Below are 18823 nucleotides of genomic sequence, written 5' to 3'. Positions count from 1 at the left end.
TTTTTCAGTACCGAAGACGGGTCAGGATCGCCTGCCCGTCGAACCCGTGCGTTCGTTTCGATTCAGAGGATTTTAGGATTAACACAAAAAAAGCCGCAAAACTTAAGTTTTGCGGCTTTGTACCGGGGACGGGGGTCGAACCCGTACGAGCGTTTCGGCTCACAGGATTTTAAGTCCTGCGTGTCTACCAGTTCCACCACCCCGGCGGACTGTGTCCTTTGAAAAAAAAAGCCCCATAAATGGGAGCTTTATTTTTCGAGCAAAAGACGGGTCTCGAACCCGCGACCTTAACCTTGGCAAGGTTACGCTCTACCAACTGAGCTACTTTTGCTTGTAATTGAGCTGCAAAGATAAGTGAAGGATTTTATTAGTCAAGACATTTTTACAAAATTTTTATTCTTTTCTCTTTTAGCAAATGTACTTTTGTAGCTCAAAGATAATGATATGACAAGAAAACCCGATTTCTCTAAAAGTTCTGATGGTCTGCTACCCGCTGTGGTTCAAGATGTTCATACACTAAAAGTACTCATGCTGGGGTACATGAATAAGGAAGCCTACGAAAAAACATTGGCTGAAAAAGTTGTAACTTTTTTTAGTAGAAGTAAAAATAGGCTTTGGACAAAGGGTGAAACCTCAAAAAACTATCTTCACTTAGATTCTTTAGCGATTGACTGTGATGAGGATAGTATCTTAATAAAAGCTAGCCCAGATGGCCCTACCTGTCATACAGGTGATGATACTTGCTGGCAAGAGACCAACGTGGGAAAGGTTGGCTTTCTTGAGCATTTAAGGAAAACGCTTCATGACCGAAGATTAAATCCTTCAGATAAATCTTATACAAGTAGCCTTTTTGCCAAAGGCATCAATAAGGTGGCTCAGAAAGTAGGAGAGGAAGCTGTAGAACTTGTGATTGAGGCGAAAGACGATAATAAAGATTTGTTTTTAGGAGAAGCTGCCGATTTGATGTATCACTATTTAGTGCTGCTAGAAGCAAAAGAAATTGAACTGGATGAGGTCATAGATGTGTTAATAAGTAGACATAAATAGAAAAGCTATGATAAATTATGCGATAAGATTGATTTTGGTGGGTCTAGTGGTATTTCAAATACCTAATATACTGCCAGATATTTTTGTGGACTCTATTACTACGGCCATTATTGTGGCATTGGTGATGAGTATTCTAAACACATTTGTAAAGCCAATTTTAACCATTCTGTCTTTACCTATCACCATTCTTACTTTAGGCTTATTTTACTTTGTAATCACTGTTTTGATAGTTTATATCTGTGATGCTCTGATTGGTGGTTTTGCTGTAACTGGTTTTATTCAGCCATTGATATTCAGTTTTATCTTGAGTATTGTCAATAGCCTAGTTGGTTCTTTCCAGAAATGAGATACTTTTTAATTTCCTTTTTTTTAATAGGCTTTTTCTCGTGCAGACCTAAGCCTATTGACATGGGAGCGGCTTTTAGTGCCGATGTGTTCAAGTCTGACAGGAATGCTTGTGATGGGCTGAGAACGTCTTTTAAAGACGCTCTAGTGGCCAATAAAGATTCGTTAATAGGTCACAGTGAAAACGATATTTTTTCGACCCTAGGAAGGTATGACCTTCAAATGCTAGATAGCAGAAACCAAAAGGTATTTATTTACTTTTTAGAGGCGGGGCCGCAATGTGAAAACATACCGAAACCAACAGAAGCTACTTCGATAGCCGTTTATTTTAATGCCACTAAGCTGGTCAAAGAAATTACTTTTCAGAAGGGAGTGCTTTAAGAACTCGCTTTGTTTCAGGACTTAAATCAAGCTCTGGTTCAGGAGGAGGTTTTGGTTGGTACTTATTTAACGCTTCGGTTCTAATATTCCACATTTTAGTGTATTCGATATTTTTACCATAATAGACACCGTAAAAGGTGGAGTCTAACAAATAGCGATGAAGTATAAGTGAGATAGTGTCTTTGTTTTCGATTATATCAAGAGAAAGCTCAAAGTTGCTGTGTTCTTTTATACTGGCTCTGTCTCGTTTAAGGTTTTTCAGGTCAACTAATAATTGGTCATTTAATTCTGGTTTACCATTAACAAGAATAGTAGGCTGAAAACAGCCGCTCAATCGCGTCTCTAAATCTTTTTTTACAAAAAAATGATTTAGAGACGAACTAAAAAACATAAGAAAGAAAAGGTAGAACGAAATGGCAAAGGAGAGCCTGCTCCCTTTGAAGTGACCTGACCGTTCCAAAAAAGTGATGAATTCTCTGTTTTCTGAAGGGTTTTCGCTGATAATGGCGAGGGCATAACAGAAAGAAACAAGAAAGGAAATCCCCAAGAGGATAAAAGAGTTTGTACTAATAAAATCTAATATTTCAAACATTAGCTTTAAGCTTCAAACAAGGCGTGCTTGACAGTATAATAAACGATCAATCCATAACCCATAAATACCATGAAATGGAAAGGCATCATGCCGTACAGTTGTTTTTGTGCGTCAATGAATAGCATACCTAAGAAACCAAGCGAGATTAGGCCTTCTACCCAAGTAAGCCAGCCAATTTTTTTGATGGAATAAACATTCCCTTGCCATGCATCTGTTTTGTTGACTACGTTAAACTTAGGCGTTCTCACAAAAGGTGTTTTCTTACCCATTAAACCTTCCACTACCGCTATGGTGTTATGCAGCGATAAACCCATCATAAATACTAAGAACATGAAAAACCTTTTGACAAAGGCAAAGAAAGAACCATTTTTACGCTTAAAAGCTAGCCAATAAAATGAGCCAAGAATAAGCCAATTGACTTGAAAAAGTGTGGTTAAATTGACAATGGTGTGATAATCGGAGAAAATATGTGTGTTAAGCACCAATGGAATACTAAAGAATGCCAAAGCCATCACGCTAATAAAAATGGAGCTGTTCAGAAGGTGATAAAAACCATGGAGCTTTGAGGTGAGTTTTAAGTCTTTGGCGGCTATTATCTTTTTTGCATTTTTGACAAAACACTCGGCTCCGCCTTTCATCCAGCGGTATTGTTGCGATTTGACCGCAGGTAAACTTACAGGCAATTCCGCAGGAGAATCTAATTCCCTTAAATATTCAAATTTCCAGCCTTTAAGCTGTGCTCTGTAGCTTAGGTCTAAATCTTCTGTTAAAGTGTCAGGAGACCAGCCTCCAGCGTCCTCAATCGTAACTTTTCTCCAAACTCCCGCCGTGCCATTAAAGTTGATGAAATGATTTGCGGCGGAACGCCCTGGTTGTTCTATAAAAAAGTGAGCGTCTAAGCCAAAAGCTTGAAGTTTTGTCAGAAGGGAGTAGTCTTCGTTAATGTGTTCCCAGCGAGTTTGTACCACACCCACTTTTTCATCTTGAAAAACAGGAATGGTTTTCTTTAAGAAATCAGTTCTAGGAATAAAGTCGGCATCAAAAACAGCTACAAATTCTCCTTTGGCAGTTTCTAATCCATATTTCAAGGCTCCGGCTTTGAAACCTACACGTTCTGGTCTTCTTATTAGAGTAATGTCAAAACCCTTTTCTCGGTATTCTTTGGCTTTGGCGGCTAGTAGTTCTGTGGTAATGTCATCAGAGTCGTCTAATAACTGAATCTCTAATTTATCAAGCGGATAATCTATTTTGGTGACAGCATCTACTAACCTGTTAACCACATACTTTTCGTTATAAACGGGCAGCTGAATGGTTACAAAAGGTAGTTCTTCTAGGTTTTGAGTAGGAGGGGCTGGTGCTTTATATTTAAAATGAGAAACTATAAGACTAAACTGCATGACACAATAAATAAAAATAATGGTCAGCGGAATTAAATAAGCAAGTAGAAATATTAAGTCCATTCGAGTGTTATTTCAAGGCGTATTTAAAAATCCAAGACAAAATCTTATACCCAGCCAAGATGGTTCCTTTGACCGTACCGGAAACCTTAGACTTGCCAATGCGTTTTCTGTACTTAACAGGAACCTCCGTTACTTTTAATCCTTTTTTTGCTGCTTTAAGCTGCATTTCCACCGTCCAGCCGTAGGTTTGGTCTACCATGGCTAAATCTACCAAACTTTTGTATTTGATGGCTCTAAATGGTCCTAAATCGGTATACGATACTTTGAAAAATAGTTTTATTAGCGTAGTGGCTAGCCAGTTTCCAAAAATTTGCTGAGGCGTCATGGAGCCAGGCTCTTTATTTCCCAGATTTCGGCTACCTATAACCATATCCATATCTCGATTAAGAATAGGAGCAATGATGTGGGTCAGTTCTTCTGGGTAATCGGAGTAGTCGGCATCTAAGAAAACTACTATTTCAGGTTTCTTAGTTTTTAAGTATTCAATGCCTTTTAGGCAAGCATAGCCATAGCCTTGTCTTGGTTCGTCAAGTACAATGGCACCAGCATCTTTGGCAGCCTGAGCTGTGTGGTCGCTTGAATTATTATTCACCACCACCACTTCTTCCACAAAATCAGGAATCTCTGCTATTACTTTGTCAATAGAAAGTGCCTCATTAAAAGCGGGAATAATAACGTAAATTCCTTTTGGAGTCAATCGCCTAATTTTTTGTTGCAAATTAAAGATTATTGACCACTATCTACGGTAAAAGCTAAGGCTCGGTTGTTTCGGGTTTATAGTTTTGGCAGTATTTGTCATAAAGCCCCTCCGCTCTCTTTTGGCCTAATATCTTTAGTTGAAGATAATCTGCACAAGCCTTATTAGGTGTTTTATTATAGATATAAGCCGCAGCTCTCAGGTAATAAGAGTTAATTTGATAAGGGTCGTTATCTATGGCTTTGCTAAGGTAAAAGATAGCCGAACGGTAGTTTTTAGCAGAGAAATAGTATTTCCCATTTGAGGCATATTCTTCTGCCATTGCTTTTTTGTCTTCTTCAGGGTTTCCTGAAGTATAGTCTGGCTTAGTATAACCAAGGTCAAAATTAAATTCTACCTCACAGTTAACGGCTTCGCCCAAATATTTGGCAGGACGCCACTTTCCTTTAGTCTTATTAACAGCGTCTATTAGCCTTTGGTCATATTTCTGATTAGAGCTCGCAATTATTCTTTGACCTTCTAGTTCTCCTGTTTTTGTAATTACAAAACGCACTACAAAACCGCCTTTTTTAAATTCTGGGTACCTAAAATGACTGTTTATATAATCAATGGCCGTGTACCTAGCATTGATAAACTTTGGCTCTATTTGGTCAGGCATTAAAAGGTAAACGGGGTCGCCATTTTTTGCCAAATAAGTTTGAGGCGTAATGCCGATATCTACTGTTGGCTTAAAGGTCATCTCTATTTTAATAGGCTCCACTTCATCGGTGGTTAGCACTTGGCTTAGCTCTAAAAAAGGCTTGTCGAGACGTAAAATTTTGAAATAATTATCGCGGTAGTTTAAGATACTGTCTTTTACATCATACGAGCTGTATGAGTTTTTACCACCAATGTTTATGACGAGGCTGTCACCAGAAAATTCCAGCCCGAAGCTGGAATTTTTTAAATTCTCGTCATAAATAGGACTTCCGTCTATTAAAGTGATTTTATTTTTAACCCATTCGCCTTGAAGGCTCTTCTTAACAGCAACTTGCGAAACTGCTATTTGGGATATTGAAAAAATAAAAAGAAATAAGGCGGAGGTGTTTTTTAAATATTTAGACATTTATCTTTTTTTGCTCAAGTACTCAGTGGTAAACTGAATCCAATCAGTTTCCTTTTTTGGTACTTTAACGTCAGGTGTAATTCCCTTATTATCTATTCTTGTTTCTCTAGCACTTTTAGCTAGGCCAAAAGCTAACCTCCAGCCAAAAGCAGGTAAGCCCCAGTCTCTAACTTCAATGTAGTCTGCAAGACCTTTAGTCTTAGTACCAATAATGACAGTCTTGTCACTTTGTTTGGCTTCTAAAGTAACACTTTCCGCTGTACTTGCCGTATTTTCATTCACAAGAATTGCCACATTTTTAGGATAAGGAGTTGCTCTTAGGTATTGAAATACCTTGTCTGGCCCCTGCACATCACCACCTAAATTGTTTTTCATTCCTGCTATTACCTCTTGAAGTTTAGGAGCTAGAATACGTTTATACTTTGGAAAAGCCTGAATAGACTCTAATTCATGTGTAAGAAGAATAAGGTTCTCTTCTGAAGACCTAAACATGCCACCTTTTCTTACGATAGGCTTATCGGCAATAAATGGATACAAGGCAGAAAAAGCGTTTTCGTCTCCTCCTGGGTTGTTTCTCAAATCCACAATAAGATTCTCAGTGTTCGCAATAATTGCTTTATTGTTGTTAACCATATCAAGGATATAATCAGCAGCATCTATTATCGTAAATGGAGGAAGGGTAATTAATGCAGTATTGCTATTTATTTTTTCAACTCTCCATTGCGGTAGTCGCGTAAGTATGTCAGCATTATTTACCACTTCAGAAGGTTCTGGGTAAATCTTCTGCATTTTGAAGATGTCGTCAATCACAAGGTAGTTTTTAACTAACCGGCCAAGCTTCTTTTCGTCTGTAAAATCAGCGTAATAGTAATTAGTTTCGAACCTGTTCTTTTCTACTTCTTTGAGCTCAAACTTAACTTTACCTTGCGTCCAAAGCTCATCTCTATCGCTTAATAAGAACGCTTCGTATCTGTTTTTCTTTGAGCTGGCTACTATACCTACACGGTAAGTTTTGTCGTCGTTTTCCCAAATCCCTACTATTTCTGGAAGGTTTTTTTGCTTGTCAAGATATTTCTTGAAAGCAGGTTCGTTTTTGAATGATACAGAGCCTACTTTTCCTGCTCTTTTAACAATGTCGCTTGGGTCTTCTGGTTTTACAAAAGGCGGAATGTTTAAGAAAAGATGACCGTCTTCAAAAAATGCCAACCATTCATTTAATACGTGGTAACAAGCTTCCGGCTCATTAATATCTGATATTTTTTGCTTGGTTTCTTCTGTGATTTTGTCAAACTTCTTTTGATTTCTAGAAGTTACTTTTTCGCTCCATCCGGCATAGTTGTCTTCTACTTTTTGGTAGACGGCATCAAAGTTTCTGGAACACAAGCTTTGTTTTTTTTCTGGGGCGTCTTGAGCAAAAGTGCTGAGGCTAAGTAAGACAGTAGCGGCTGATAAGATGCTAATTTTTTTCATTGGGATAACACGATTTTAAATTTACAATTAATCGTGACTCTAAAACGATGCCAAATTTTCCCTGTGGAGGTTCTTTAAGAATTAATGAATTGTTAATTACTTATAGCTGAGTCGACTATAGTTGTTTTTTTTTCTTAAAAATTATTCTTCTCCATCAGGAAGTTCTAGAGATTTTATGCTAGAAATAGAGTTTCCGGCTATCCCTTTTATGCTTCCATACATGTCAATAGTGTTGCCTATGACTTTCTCTATTTGTACTTCGCGTTCTTTCCATATACGTTGCATGGCTCTTTTTTCACGGTCTAGTTCGCTTTTCAAATTAGAGAAACCTTCTACTATGGCCTCCATTTGCTGTTTAAACTGGCTGCTGGTAAGAAAAGAGTAAAGTAAGCTCATTTTGTCTGCCTTATTTTCATTGACAGATTTTGCCTGCTGGGTTCTAATTAATATTTGACGAAGTACAAAAACTAAACCTTTTACTTCATGAAATCCGCAAATCCAAACACCTTCTCTTTCGCCAAAGCGTTCCATGTCTTTAGGCATGGTTTGAGTTACCAAAACAGCAATTTCTGCTCCTGTTTCTCTTTGGTCGGTTTTTAGTTTTTCAATCCAGTCGCCTCCCCAGTTTTGGGTTCGTTTACTTTCAAAAATGATTTTACCACAGATTTGTCCAAACTCATTGATAACAGTCTGAATAGCATCTGCCCCGCGAATTCCTTTTTTTACCTCTTCTATTTCATCATAAGGGAAGGTTCTGCCAAGAATAGATTCTATTTCTAATTCTTGTATTTCACCTTGAAGCTGCATGGAGCCCTGTTCGGCTTTTCGCTGCATTTCTTTTACCAGGTTCATCTGGTTTTCTAGTTTCTTCTCGTATTCCTTTTTGACGAGTTCAAACTCTTCGTCTTTCTGCTTCTTGGCTTTTTCTTCAATGCCTCGGCTACGCTCCAGCATTTCTTTTTCTAACTTTAACTGCAGCTGCTCTTGCTTAAACTTTAATTCGTTCTCTTTTTTCATAAGCTCAAGCTCTTTCTTTTGTCCATCCAGAATGAGCTGCTGCTTAATTTTGTTATCTTCTTGCAGTGCTTTTAATTCGGCACCGTTTTTTTCATCAGCACGCTTTTTTGCCTCTGCCTGAGCTATGGCCCACATTTTCTTTTTTTCTTCTTGCTCAAATTTAGCTTTGTCTTCTTGAAGCTGCTTTTTATATAGCTCAAGCTTTTCAGAGTTTATTTTTTCTTGCTCAGCAATTCGCTTTTTCAGCTCAATATCCATGTGCTTTTGAAGTGCCTCACCGGCATCAAAAACGTTTCCACAATTAGGACAAGTAGTTTGATTTGATGTCATGATTAATAGCTTACTGTTCCGTTTTTTGGATATTTTATGGTATAACTAAATGGCAATGTTTTTTCAGTAGATGGCTCAATTTTGTTTAACCATACGAGCTCACCCGTTTCCTGATTTTCATTGGCTCCTATGGCAGATTTATCGTAAACCTCCACTTCTTTAAATTTGCTCAAAGGGAATTGGTCTTCTACTAAAATCTTTATAGGGACGCTTTTGGTGTTTCTAATAGAGATTTCATAACCATAAGAGTCAATAGCATTTCCGCCAATGAATGTGTTCTTAGAAAACTGTTTAACAGGTTTTCTAAGAACCTTTACGGCTTGGTCTCTACCTAAAGAAATGCTTAAAGTGTCTTTGTTGCTTAGGTCTAAGTCTGTTTTTCCTAAGTAAGTTCCTTCAAAATAAAGACTGGCCTCTCCTTCAATGAGGTTGTACTGTTCCCAGTCAAAAATTCTAGCTGTTAGAAAAGCAACAGGGTCTATTTTGGGTACCGCTTTGTATTCAAAGTCTGTTGGAATTTCTAGCTCTTTTAGCTCGGTGGTGTTTTCTTTTCCATCGGAAAGAAGTGTGAATTTACTATCTAAAGTGAAGTTTATTGAAGTAGGGGCTTCGTCTTCTGAGATAAGCTTCTTGGTGATTTTGGATTCTCTTATACTTAATCCAGAAGCCTTACCTATAACTGCTCTTGCCGCTGTCATCATTTTTTTACTTTGGGTTCCATATCCGGTAACCACAACTTCGTCTAAAGCCTGAAGGTTTTCGGTCAAGCTAATATCAAAAGGAGAGTCGGAAGTCTTAACATTCAGAGGCTCAAATCCTACAAAACTAATAGAAAGGACATTTGATTTTCCTTGAAGGTCGGGTGGTATGTTTAGTCTGAAAAAACCATTTATGTCTGTAATAGTACCAAGGGTAGTACCTCTGATAACAATGTTAGCCCCTGGAAGTGGTAGGTTTTCAGAGTCTTTTATTTGACCCCATACTTGAGTTTTGTCATTGTCAGGAGTTTCTTTTTCGTCAAAGTAGTCGTTGTAAATATTGTTTTCTCCCCAGTACCATTTCTTTAAACGTGGAATATTTGAACTGGTTTTAGGAGAGGTATTGCTAAGTGTTAGTTTGACATCTTTCCAGTCTTCACCGCTGTATTGGTACACCTTTGCTTTGTATAATAAACTTATTGGCTCGGTAATTTTGGTAGCTTTGATATCATAACTAGGTGCCCAGCCAGCATTTTTGACAAAATACGAGATTGTCAATTTTTGATTTTTGAGCGGAGCTTTAGTTTTTAGCACTAGAATAATTTCAGCTAATTGGTTTTCTTTATTTTGGCTTAGGGTATTTAATGAAGAGTTATTTTTTTTTGTTTCACCCTGAAGAGAGTCAAGTTTTTGGCTCAGTACAAACCTTTGGTTGAGAATGAGTTTCATTCTCTCTCTAAAGTAATCTGCTGTAATTTTCAGGTCTTCAGGTTTCATTCCTGAGTAAGTTCCACCAACCGTTTGATTTTGTAATAGTAAATCTTCTTCTCTTTTAAGTAAAGTCAGGTCTACTTTAAGAATTTCAAACTGGTCATTGATTTTCTTATTTGCATCATTGATTTTTTTTGTGGCCGAGATGATTGAGCTATCAGATTGTAAGCTCATTTGATGAAAAACAGAGGCAATGTTGATGTCTAAGTTTGTAGCAATTTTAATACTGCTTTTGTCTATTTCAGGAGAGATGCCTTTAAAAACCAATGTGTTTTCTCCTGCATTGAGGTCTATTTTAGCTTCTCGCGAGATTTGTGCTCCAGAAAAATAGAGGTTAACATTACTAATTGTAGAGTTAACTTTCTGCTCTTGACTAATGCCAGCAAAAGGCAGTAAAAGAAGAAGTAGAACCTTTTTCATGCGTTTTGTTTCTTTAAGTTAAATAGATGGATTGTAAATGTGAAGCCTATCAAAATTAGCCCTAAATAATGTAATGGCGAAGGTTCGGCTCCTTCAAAAGCACCAGACAATCTAGAGAAAATGGTAATTGCCATTATTAAAAGCAGGTAATAAAAATAGAAATAGTCTAGCCAAGCCGGTGGGTTCTTTGACTTTAATAGCCAGGGGTAAATGAGTAAGGTAAGGTAGCCTAAACCTCCTCCTAAAAGTTTAAAGGGAATTAGCTCAATTTCGTTTAAATAGATATTTGTCGCTAAAAAGAGAAAGTGGATAAAGTGTAATAGACTAAAAATAAGTATCAAGCCCACAAAGTTTTGTTTGAACTCTATTCGTCGTTTTGACCAGTTTAAACTGGTTAAAAGAAAGGTGGCTAAGAAGAAAAATAAAGAAAGTCTGCCACTGTATCGGGCAGACAATCTCATAGTTTCGCTAAAAATAAAATTTGCTTGGAAAAAAGAGAACAGGGCTATCAGTACTTCGGCAATTAAGCCCAAGTTTAGAAGCCGTTTTAAATTCACTTTTTCCATTTGATGCTTATTTTGAATAAGCCACAGCAGTTTGGGTTTGAACGCCAAGACCTTCTATCCCTAATTCTATTTTATCTCCTGCTTTAAGGTATTTGGCAGGTTTAAAGCCAAGTCCTACGCCAGCGGGTGTGCCTGTAGAAATTACATCGCCAGGAAGTAAGGTCATGTAGTTACTAAGGTAGCTTATGATTTCGTCAATGTAAAAAATCATATCGTCTGTGTTAGAATCTTGAATTTTTTCACCGTTCAGTTTTAACCAAAGGTTTAATTTCTGTGGGTCAGCTATTTCATCTGCTGTAGCCATAAATGGCCCAAGAGGAGCAAAGGTGTCATTTGATTTTCCTTTTACCCACTGTCCGCCGTGCTCTAGCTGAAAAGCTCTTTCACTATAATCATTATGAAGGCAGTATCCAGCTACATAATCCATAGCGTCTGCTTTGTCTACATAAGATGCTTTTTTGCCAATAACTACTGCTAATTCTACTTCCCAGTCTGTTTTTTCAGAGTTTCTAGGAATAACTACATCGTCATTTGGGCCACATAAGGCAGATGTTGCTTTGAAAAATACTACTGGCTGCTCAGGGTTTGCCATGCCAGACTCTGCTGCATGTTTGGCATAATTCAAACCTATGCAAACTATTTTAGATGGTCTGGCTACGCATGAGCCAAGTCTTGTATTTGGATCTAGCACAGGACAAGAGCTCTGATTAGAACTTAGCCATGTGGCCAATCTATTAATTCCGTCTGTTTCAAAGAATTTTTCGTTAAAGTCTTCGCCAAAAGCAGAAACATCTAATGAAGTGTTATCATCAGAAATGATTCCTGGCTTTTCGTTTCCTAGTTCTCCGTGTCTTATTAATTTCATTCTGGTTGTTTTATTATGGTGTATTGAGTGTTAGAAATCCTCCGTCAATCGGATAATCTGTTCCTGTGGCAAAGGCGGCCTCGTTTGAAGCCAAGTATACTGCTATGGCAGCTACTTCTGATGGTTTACCCATTCTACCTATAGGTTGAGTTTTTGACAATTCTTCAAAAATCTCTTCCTGTCTGTCTGGGTATTTGTTTTTAATATATCCGTCTACAAATGGCGTATGAATTCTTGCTGGTGAGATAGAGTTGCAGCGAATGTTATCACCCACATAGTCTTTTGCCACCTGAATGGTCATGGTTTTTATTGCTCCTTTTGAAATAGAGTAGGCAAACCTATCAGGAATACCCACACTTGCCGAAACCGAAGCCATGTTTATAATTACGCCACCACCATTTTCTTTAAAATGAGGAATCAAACAGTGGATGCAGTTATAAACGCCTTTGATGTTGACATTATAAATTTTATCTAAGTCCTCTTCGGTCGTAGTTTCGGCTGTGCCAATATGTGCTATACCAGCATTGTTTACCAAAATGTCAATAGGAGAGACTGTTTTAATTTTGTCGATGGTCTTCTGAACATCAGACTGTTTTGAAACATCTACTTTATGACAATAGGCAGTTCCTCCTGAGGCAATAATTAAATCGGCCTCCCTTTCTGCCAAATCCATATTTAGTTCAAAAATGTGAACTACGGCTCCTTGTTTTGCGAAGCTCCTTGAAATTTCGAGCCCTATTCCGCTGGCTCCTCCTGTTACTATCGCAACTTTTTTATCTAATCTAAACATCTTGGGTTATTTTGATGCGATTGCAATTTAGGTATCCTTTCTAAAAAAATGATAAATGCTTTTGTAAGTTTAAATACTTTAAAATTAATGAAAATAGGACTTGCAGAATTTGAGGATTCAATTTACCTTTGCACTCCGTTTGAAAATGGAGGTTATAGCTCAGCTGGTTAGAGCATCGGTTTGTGGTGCCGAGGGTCGTGGGTTCGAACCCCATTAGCCTCCCATTTTTAGCAGGTCTTTTTAGACCTGCTTTTTTTATGCCTAAATTTTAGATTCTAAAGGTTGGTGAAATCTCTAAATCGTTTGAAATCAGTTAAATTTGGAAATGTAACTAGCTGAAAAAATAATATTGAGAAAGAGGTTTACTTTGATTGTACTATTTTTTCTAACCGTCTATTCAGGATACGGTCAGAATGTTTTTTATAATTTCCCCAAAAATCATCAATTCTATGAAAGGGATTCACTGGGCTTTTCACCTGTCAATATTTTTGGGAGTGTAGCGGATGAAAGCTATAAGGCTATAAAACTTACGATTCTTCAAAATGGTGAGTTTTATTTCAGTCAAATGATTGATTTGAAGGAAGAGCAAAAGTTTTCCTGGAAGACTTCTCTTGTTTCAGGCTTGTTTGAGTACGATTTTGAAATAAAACTATTTCTCGAAAATGATTCTTCTTCCGTTGCTAAGGCATCTAAAGTTCTTAGTGGAGATACCTATTTGATTTATGGGCAATCAAATGCTGTAGCAGGCTGTTGTTTTGATATGGTACGGAGCGAAGTGGACGATACTTTTTTAAGAAGTTTTGTTTTTGACCATTTTGACCCGAGTTCCACGAACAATGGTTGGCATGACTTGGGTGTTGAATTTAATTGGCCGGGTGTTATGGGAAGCAGAATTGCTGAAAATATCATTGAAGAAAATCATATCCCAGTACAAATAATTAATGGAGCCGTAGGTGGCCAGTCTTTAGAAACATTAGTTGAACGAGATTCTATTCATCCAGAAAACCCTGAAACGTATTATGGAAGGTTTTTGAAAAGAATTTTAGGTAGTAGCTCTTTGAAGCCAAAGGGTTTTATTTTCTCGCAAGGAGAATGGGAGTCGGATACTGGTGTGCAAGATGCTATTGATTCTTATAGGCAACGGTTTAATAAGTTGATTTCAAACCTTAAATACGATGGAGTGGATCCAAAGTATTTTTATTTGGTTCAAACCAACATTCTAACGAGAAGTTATAGGGAAGAAGCTCCCGCTAAACTTAGAGATATTCAGCGTCAGTTAAAAAAAGATTTTCCAGAAATGAGGATGTATGCGGCGTTTGGGAAAGAGCTTAGCGGAGATGGATTGCATTATGCAAAATCTGGTTATGAGGGAATGGCGGATGATATTTATTTGGGAATAAATAATGATACTTATGGAGCCAATTTAGATTCTCCTGTGACTGGGCCTTTGATTCAAAAGGCAGTATTAAGTGAGCAAAAAAAAAAATCACTTTGGTCTTTGATGAAGGACAAAGGCTAAATGTGCAAAATGTCATGGATTTTGGTCATTATAAGCGAAGAATGAAAGACTATATCTATGATGGAAATGGTGAACCTTTTATTGATTCTGTTAAAGCAGAAGGGAATGATGTAGCAATGTATTTTTCTAAAGATTTTAGAGAAGATGTAGTTACCTATCTTCCATCGGTTTTTACGGATTCGTATAGTTTAAATTATAATGGGCCTTTGATTAAGAATCAAAATGGTTTGCCGGCTCTTAGTTTTTCTGAATTTAAAACATGTAAGGCTCTTGAAAAGCCGACTATTTCCTCTCATCTTTTGAGTAAAAGTGGCGTTTCTCTTTTTGTGGAACAGGAAATTGATTGTAATTCTTGTACCTATGAAGTTTTTGGTAAAGCAGAAGGAGCCCAAGGCTACCAATATTTAGGAAGTCAGAGTTTTCGAGATGATTCGCTTTACGTAGATCTTTCTTGGTCTGGAAGTATAAGGGATGTTTCTCTTAAGGTAAAAATTGTTTCAGAGGAGTGTCAGTCTGATTACAGGCTTGTTGAGGTAAATAAATGTCTATCACTAGGCTTGAGAGGAGCTTTGCCCTTGTTTTCTGAAGAACTGATTAGAATTGAAGCTTTTAGCCCTATTCTGACTGGTCAAAACGAATTGATATTAAACCCATCTAAATTCTGGAAACCTATGTCTGCAACTAAAGGCAAGGGTAAAGAAGCATTTTTTAATAAAATAGGTCAATGTGGTAATAATTGATATTTGACCGAATGTGCTACTTTTGTGGCAAACAATTAATTCAAATATGTCTTACGGTTTACTAAAAGGTAAAAAAGGAATTATTTCAGGAGCATTGGATGAAAATTCAATAGCTTGGAAAACAGCAATAAAAGCTCATGAGGAAGGTGCTCAAATAGTTTTGACAAACGCTCCTATTGCCATGAGAATGGGTAAAATAAATGAATTAGCGGAGCAAATAGGTGCCGAAATAATACCTGCCGATGCTACTTCTGTAGAAGACCTTGAAAATCTTTATACTAAGTCTATGGAGGTTTTAGATGGTAAAATGGATTTTGTACTTCATTCTATTGGAATGTCTCCAAACATACGTAAAGGAAGAGCGTATGGAGATTTGAATTATGATTGGTTCTTAAAAAGTATTGATATCTCTGCTCTGTCTTTTCATAAGTTTATGCAGGTTGGTGACAAGCTTGGTGCATTAAATGAATGGGGCTCTGTAGTTGGTCTTTCTTATATCGCCGCTCAGAAAACTTTCCCGTTTTATACCGATATGGCAGATGCCAAAGCGGTATTAGAGTCTATTGCTAGAAGTTTTGGTTATAGATTGGGTAAATCTAAAAAGATAAGAGTAAATACTATTTCTCAGTCGCCTACCATGACTACGGCAGGTTCAGGAATCGGAGGGTTTGACTCTTTCTTTGATTTTGCAGAGAAAATGTCTCCACTAGGAAACGCCACAGGCGAAAATTGTGCTGATTATATAGTGAGCTTGTTCTCGGATTTAACCAGAATGGTTACCATGCAGAACTTGTACCATGATGGAGGATATTCTTCAACAGGTATATCGGAAGAAATAATTGAGATGATGCAGAAGTAATAATCTGGTCAGACTTATGTATTAAAGCAGCGTTACCCTTAAAGTAACGCTGCTTTCTTTTTATTGGGCAGCGGCATAATCTAATGCGGACTGCCAAACTCTGAAAAGGTTGCCAGAGCATATTTTTTCAATATCGCTTTCTGAGTAACCTCGTTCTAATAGAAGTTTAATGATGTTTGGGTAGTCAGAAACATCTTTAAGGCCTGTAGGCAATGAGTCACCTACGCCGTCAAAGTCTGAGCCGAGACCTACGTGGTCAATTCCTGCAAATTTTACGGCTCTGTCAATATGGTCTACTACTTTTTCAACATCAGAAAAGGCGGAAGGGCGTGATTTGACAAATTCTTCAATAATTGGCTTGGCAGCTTCGTCTCTTCTACTTAGTCCTTTTTCATCTAGTATTTTGGCTAAAAGTTCGCCGTTTTCATTTCTGATTTTTTGTATTTCTCCATCAATAAACGTAGACCCGAAATTTATCATCACTACGCCTCCGTTTTCTTTTAGCTTAACTAGCATTTCATCATTCATGTTTCTTTCAAAATCAGGTGTGAAAAATCGTAAAGAAGAATGCGAAGCAATAACAGGAACGGGGCTGATTTCGATGGTATCATAAAAAGTGCTGTCTGATACGTGAGAGATGTCAATCATGATGCCTTGTTTGGCCATTTCTAGCACCACCTTTTCACCATAAGGGCTTAATCCTTGCCATGGTCTTTCTGGGTCGTAAGAAGAGTCGCAAATCTGATTGGCTTTAGAGTGTGTTAAGGTTACATAACTGATTCCTTTGTTTTTGAAATAGGCTACATCGGAAAGTTCTTTAATAGGAGTACCGTTTTCCATACCCATTGGCAGAGCCACTTTTCCAGCTTTAAATATTCTACGAACATCTTCTGGGCTTTTGGCAATTTCAAAATATTCCTTGTTTTCGTCGCTTATATAGTTGACCATGTCAATTAAGCTATCGGCTAATAGTTTTCCTTCTTCAGAGCTGAATCTAGCAGGAATGTAGATAGACATAAACGGAGCGTCAAGTCCGCCTTCTTTTGCCCTTTCAAAATCAAAGTCGCCATCTTTTGACGATACAGGAATACCTGTAAACTCTTTGGTGAGTTGAAAGTTTTTGACCTTTAACCGGTAAGGTAAGTCAACGTGACCATCAGTGATTATAAACTTATGGGCTAGTTCAGTAGCCTTGTCTTGCCCGAATAAAAGAATCGGAGCTAAGAAGATTAGAGTTAGTATTTTTTTCATGTCAAAATTTACTTGAAAAAATGGACTAGATGAATGCTGCGATTGGAAAATTCACAAACTAAATTAGAAAAGTGATAACGAGTATTGGGGGAATAGGAAATTTCTATGAAAAAGGTTGGATAATATGCTTAGAGTAATTTATTTGCCGAACGATTTTAATATTTAGCGAATATTCGCAAACAGCGAAACTTGAAATAATGTCTGAAAATCTTAACAAATACAGCAAAACGCTTACTCAGGAAGTAAGTAACCCAGCAGCACAAGCAATGCTTTATGCCATTGGCATGACAGAAGAGGATATGAAAAAGCCTCAGATAGGAATTGCAAGTACAGGCTATGAGGGAAACCCATGTAACATTCATTTGAACGGTCTTTCTGTTCACGTGAAAAAAGGTATCCAAGCCAATGACATGGTGGGTCTGATTTTTCACACCATCGGTGTTTCTGATGGAATGACTAATGGAAACGACGGCATGAGCTATTCGCTTCCAAGTAGAGACATTATTGCAGATTCTATTGAGAACGTAGTAGCGGCTCAGTGGTATGACGGTGTAATAGCTGTAGTGGGTTGTGATAAAAATATGCCAGGTGCTATTATGGCCATGGCAAGACTTAACCGCCCAGCCATTATGATGTATGGTGGTACGGTAAGAACAGGTAACTGGAAAGGAAAAAAATTAGATATAGTTTCGGCTTTTGAGGCCTACGGCCAAAAAGTAGCAGGTACTATTTCTGAAGAAGATTATAAAGGAGTTATTCAAAACGCAATTCCTGGTCAAGGAGCCTGCGGAGGTATGTATACTGCTAACACGATGGCTTCTTCTATTGAAGCATTAGGTTTAAGTATGCCTGATAATGCATGTTACCCAGCAACTCACCAAGGAAAAACACAAGAGTGTATTGATTTAGGTGCTGCTATGAAAAATCTTTTGGAGAAGCAGATTTTGCCCAAAGATATTTTGACTAGAAAATCGCTTGAAAATGCTTTGACTATTGTAATGGCATTGGGTGGTTCTACGAATGCAGTATTGCATTATTTAGCCATTGCTCATTCTGCAGGAATTCCTTTAACACTGGATGATATTCAGGCTGTTTCAGACAGAACACCTTTCATAGCTGACCTAAAACCTTCTGGAAAATATTTCATGGAAGATATTTTAGAGTTAGGTGGAGTGCCTGCAATCATGAAATACCTTCATAAGAAAGGTTTAATTCATGGGGAATGTATGACAGTGACGGGTAAAACGGTTGCAGAGAATTTAGAAGCGGCACCTGATTTAGATTTTGAAGCTCAGTCTTTAATTAGATCGCTAGAAAACCCTATTAAGCCTTCTGGACATATTCAAATCATGTATGGTAACCTTGCCGAGAATGGCGGTGTTGCTAAAATCACAGGAAAAGAAGGAACGAAGTTTGAGGGACCTGCTAAGGTTTGTGATAAAGAAGAAGATATGCTAGAGGCTTTTGCCAAAGGCGAAATAAAGGCGGGTCAGGTTATCGTAATAAGATACGAAGGACCAAAAGGCGGGCCTGGTATGCCAGAAATGCTTAAGCCAACCTCTGCCGTTATGGGAGCAGGTTTAGGAGACAAAGTTGCGATGATTACTGATGGTCGTTTCTCTGGAGGAACACACGGTTTTGTGGTTGGGCACGTTTCTCCTGAAGCTTATGATGGTGGAACTATCGCTTTAGTAGAAGATGGCGATTTAATAACTATTGATACAGATAGCAGAGAATTGAAATTGCATGTTTCTGATGAGGTTTTGGCCGAAAGGCGTAAAAGTTGGAAACCGTTGACACCTCCTTTTATAGAGCAAGGTGTATTGAGAAAGTACTTTAAGACTGTTTCTGCAGCTCATGAGGGCTGTGTAACAGATAAATAATTCATCAAAAAATAAAC

General features: G+C 37.7%; 18 protein-coding genes and 3 tRNA genes. 8 read left to right on the top strand and 13 right to left on the bottom strand.

The window, feature by feature from the left end; genetic code table 11:
* Window positions 1-120: 120 nt before the first annotated feature.
* Both AC0L6O_RS00565 and AC0L6O_RS00560 read right to left on the bottom strand, forming a co-directional pair.
* Window positions 121-206: transfer RNA gene (locus AC0L6O_RS00565), tRNA-Leu, on the bottom strand.
* 52 nt (window positions 207-258) lie between these two features.
* A tRNA-Gly gene (locus AC0L6O_RS00560) sits at window positions 259-331 on the bottom strand.
* 113 nt (window positions 332-444) lie between these two features.
* Between AC0L6O_RS00560 and hisIE the strand changes: the two genes are divergently transcribed.
* The 3 genes from hisIE to AC0L6O_RS00545 are packed head-to-tail and all read left to right on the top strand — an operon-like array spanning window position 445 to window position 1773.
* Window positions 445-1047: a bifunctional phosphoribosyl-AMP cyclohydrolase/phosphoribosyl-ATP diphosphatase HisIE gene (hisIE, locus tag AC0L6O_RS00555; protein WP_473305521.1), complete on the top strand. Its 603-nt coding sequence runs from the start codon at window positions 445-447 to the stop codon at window positions 1045-1047.
* Window positions 1048-1054: 7 nt separating this feature from the next.
* Complete coding sequence (locus tag AC0L6O_RS00550) at window positions 1055-1393, top strand: phage holin family protein (RefSeq protein WP_473305520.1); 339 nt, start codon at window positions 1055-1057, stop codon at window positions 1391-1393.
* Window positions 1390-1773: a hypothetical protein gene (locus tag AC0L6O_RS00545; RefSeq protein ID WP_473305519.1), complete on the top strand. Its 384-nt coding sequence runs from the start codon at window positions 1390-1392 to the stop codon at window positions 1771-1773. Before AC0L6O_RS00550 ends, AC0L6O_RS00545 begins: the two co-directional genes overlap by 4 nt.
* Here the strand turns inward: AC0L6O_RS00545 and AC0L6O_RS00540 are convergent.
* The 10 genes from AC0L6O_RS00540 to AC0L6O_RS00495 form a co-directional block, all read right to left on the bottom strand.
* Complete coding sequence (locus tag AC0L6O_RS00540) at window positions 1748-2365, bottom strand: hypothetical protein (protein WP_473305518.1); 618 nt, start codon at window positions 2363-2365, stop codon at window positions 1748-1750. The genes AC0L6O_RS00545 and AC0L6O_RS00540 overlap by 26 nt on opposite strands.
* Before the next feature lie 5 nt (window positions 2366-2370).
* Window positions 2371-3825: a cellulose synthase family protein gene (locus AC0L6O_RS00535; protein ID WP_473305517.1), complete on the bottom strand. Its 1455-nt coding sequence runs from the start codon at window positions 3823-3825 to the stop codon at window positions 2371-2373.
* Window positions 3826-3832: 7 nt separating this feature from the next.
* Window positions 3833-4522, bottom strand: coding sequence for a glycosyltransferase family 2 protein (locus AC0L6O_RS00530; RefSeq protein ID WP_473305515.1), 690 nt, complete (start codon window positions 4520-4522; stop codon window positions 3833-3835).
* Window positions 4523-4577: 55 nt separating this feature from the next.
* A complete protein-coding gene (locus AC0L6O_RS00525; protein WP_473305514.1) occupies window positions 4578-5627 on the bottom strand; it encodes an energy transducer TonB in 1050 nt (349 codons plus the stop codon).
* Window positions 5628-7097, bottom strand: coding sequence for a S41 family peptidase (locus AC0L6O_RS00520; RefSeq protein WP_473305513.1), 1470 nt, complete (start codon window positions 7095-7097; stop codon window positions 5628-5630). It lies immediately after the preceding gene.
* Window positions 7098-7238: 141 nt separating this feature from the next.
* On the bottom strand, window positions 7239-8444 hold the full coding sequence (locus AC0L6O_RS00515; protein WP_473305512.1) for a DUF2130 domain-containing protein: 1206 nt from the start codon (window positions 8442-8444) through the stop codon (window positions 7239-7241).
* 2 nt (window positions 8445-8446) lie between these two features.
* Window positions 8447-10333: a mucoidy inhibitor MuiA family protein gene (locus tag AC0L6O_RS00510; protein WP_473305511.1), complete on the bottom strand. Its 1887-nt coding sequence runs from the start codon at window positions 10331-10333 to the stop codon at window positions 8447-8449.
* Window positions 10330-10899: a hypothetical protein gene (locus AC0L6O_RS00505; RefSeq protein WP_473305510.1), complete on the bottom strand. Its 570-nt coding sequence runs from the start codon at window positions 10897-10899 to the stop codon at window positions 10330-10332. The genes AC0L6O_RS00510 and AC0L6O_RS00505 overlap by 4 nt, the downstream gene beginning before the upstream one ends.
* Before the next feature lie 7 nt (window positions 10900-10906).
* Window positions 10907-11764 (bottom strand): fumarylacetoacetate hydrolase family protein, encoded by an 858-nt coding sequence (locus AC0L6O_RS00500; protein WP_473305509.1) that lies wholly within the window; start codon window positions 11762-11764, stop codon window positions 10907-10909.
* 13 nt (window positions 11765-11777) lie between these two features.
* Complete coding sequence (locus AC0L6O_RS00495; RefSeq protein ID WP_473305508.1) at window positions 11778-12554, bottom strand: SDR family NAD(P)-dependent oxidoreductase; 777 nt, start codon at window positions 12552-12554, stop codon at window positions 11778-11780.
* 148 nt (window positions 12555-12702) lie between these two features.
* On the opposite strand from AC0L6O_RS00495, the gene AC0L6O_RS00490 reads away from it, so the two are divergent.
* The 4 genes from AC0L6O_RS00490 to AC0L6O_RS00475 all read left to right on the top strand — a co-directional run bounded on the left by AC0L6O_RS00490 (window position 12703) and on the right by AC0L6O_RS00475 (window position 15672).
* Window positions 12703-12776 (top strand) — tRNA-His (locus AC0L6O_RS00490).
* Between the two features lie 127 nt (window positions 12777-12903).
* Window positions 12904-14073 (top strand): sialate O-acetylesterase, encoded by a 1170-nt coding sequence (locus AC0L6O_RS00485; RefSeq protein WP_473305507.1) that lies wholly within the window; start codon window positions 12904-12906, stop codon window positions 14071-14073.
* A 41-nt stretch (window positions 14074-14114) separates the two neighbouring features.
* A complete protein-coding gene (locus AC0L6O_RS00480) occupies window positions 14115-14813 on the top strand; it encodes a hypothetical protein (protein ID WP_473305506.1) in 699 nt (232 codons plus the stop codon).
* Between the two features lie 46 nt (window positions 14814-14859).
* A complete protein-coding gene (locus AC0L6O_RS00475; protein ID WP_473305504.1) occupies window positions 14860-15672 on the top strand; it encodes an enoyl-ACP reductase FabI in 813 nt (270 codons plus the stop codon).
* Between the two features lie 60 nt (window positions 15673-15732).
* Here the strand turns inward: AC0L6O_RS00475 and AC0L6O_RS00470 are convergent, their stop codons facing one another.
* A complete protein-coding gene (locus AC0L6O_RS00470; RefSeq protein ID WP_473305503.1) occupies window positions 15733-16923 on the bottom strand; it encodes a dipeptidase in 1191 nt (396 codons plus the stop codon).
* A 197-nt stretch (window positions 16924-17120) separates the two neighbouring features.
* Here AC0L6O_RS00470 and ilvD point away from each other — a divergent pair, with 197 nt between their 5' ends.
* On the top strand, window positions 17121-18806 hold the full coding sequence (gene ilvD, locus AC0L6O_RS00465) for a dihydroxy-acid dehydratase (RefSeq protein WP_473305502.1): 1686 nt from the start codon (window positions 17121-17123) through the stop codon (window positions 18804-18806).
* Window positions 18807-18823: the final 17 nt, after the last annotated feature.

The organism is Arcticibacterium sp. GJ41-1, assembly GCF_055808875.1.
The sequence above is the reverse complement of the archived record's forward strand: the minus strand, read 5'-3'. Positions and strand labels throughout refer to the sequence as shown.

Coding starts and splice junctions, on each gene's coding strand:
- AC0L6O_RS00520 (WP_473305513.1), bottom strand. CDS start 7,097: ATGAAAAAAATTAGCATCTTATCAGCCGCTACTGTCTTACTTAGCCTC.
- ilvD (WP_473305502.1), top strand. CDS start 17,121: ATGTCTGAAAATCTTAACAAATACAGCAAAACGCTTACTCAGGAAGTA.
- AC0L6O_RS00535 (WP_473305517.1), bottom strand. CDS start 3,825: ATGGACTTAATATTTCTACTTGCTTATTTAATTCCGCTGACCATTATT.
- AC0L6O_RS00540 (WP_473305518.1), bottom strand. CDS start 2,365: ATGTTTGAAATATTAGATTTTATTAGTACAAACTCTTTTATCCTCTTG.
- AC0L6O_RS00510 (WP_473305511.1), bottom strand. CDS start 10,333: ATGAAAAAGGTTCTACTTCTTCTTTTACTGCCTTTTGCTGGCATTAGT.
- AC0L6O_RS00475 (WP_473305504.1), top strand. CDS start 14,860: ATGTCTTACGGTTTACTAAAAGGTAAAAAAGGAATTATTTCAGGAGCA.
- AC0L6O_RS00470 (WP_473305503.1), bottom strand. CDS start 16,923: ATGAAAAAAATACTAACTCTAATCTTCTTAGCTCCGATTCTTTTATTC.
- AC0L6O_RS00550 (WP_473305520.1), top strand. CDS start 1,055: ATGATAAATTATGCGATAAGATTGATTTTGGTGGGTCTAGTGGTATTT.
- AC0L6O_RS00515 (WP_473305512.1), bottom strand. CDS start 8,444: ATGACATCAAATCAAACTACTTGTCCTAATTGTGGAAACGTTTTTGAT.
- AC0L6O_RS00545 (WP_473305519.1), top strand. CDS start 1,390: ATGAGATACTTTTTAATTTCCTTTTTTTTAATAGGCTTTTTCTCGTGC.
- AC0L6O_RS00480 (WP_473305506.1), top strand. CDS start 14,115: ATGAAAGACTATATCTATGATGGAAATGGTGAACCTTTTATTGATTCT.
- hisIE (WP_473305521.1), top strand. CDS start 445: ATGACAAGAAAACCCGATTTCTCTAAAAGTTCTGATGGTCTGCTACCC.
- AC0L6O_RS00495 (WP_473305508.1), bottom strand. CDS start 12,554: ATGTTTAGATTAGATAAAAAAGTTGCGATAGTAACAGGAGGAGCCAGC.
- AC0L6O_RS00505 (WP_473305510.1), bottom strand. CDS start 10,899: ATGGAAAAAGTGAATTTAAAACGGCTTCTAAACTTGGGCTTAATTGCC.
- AC0L6O_RS00525 (WP_473305514.1), bottom strand. CDS start 5,627: ATGTCTAAATATTTAAAAAACACCTCCGCCTTATTTCTTTTTATTTTT.
- AC0L6O_RS00500 (WP_473305509.1), bottom strand. CDS start 11,764: ATGAAATTAATAAGACACGGAGAACTAGGAAACGAAAAGCCAGGAATC.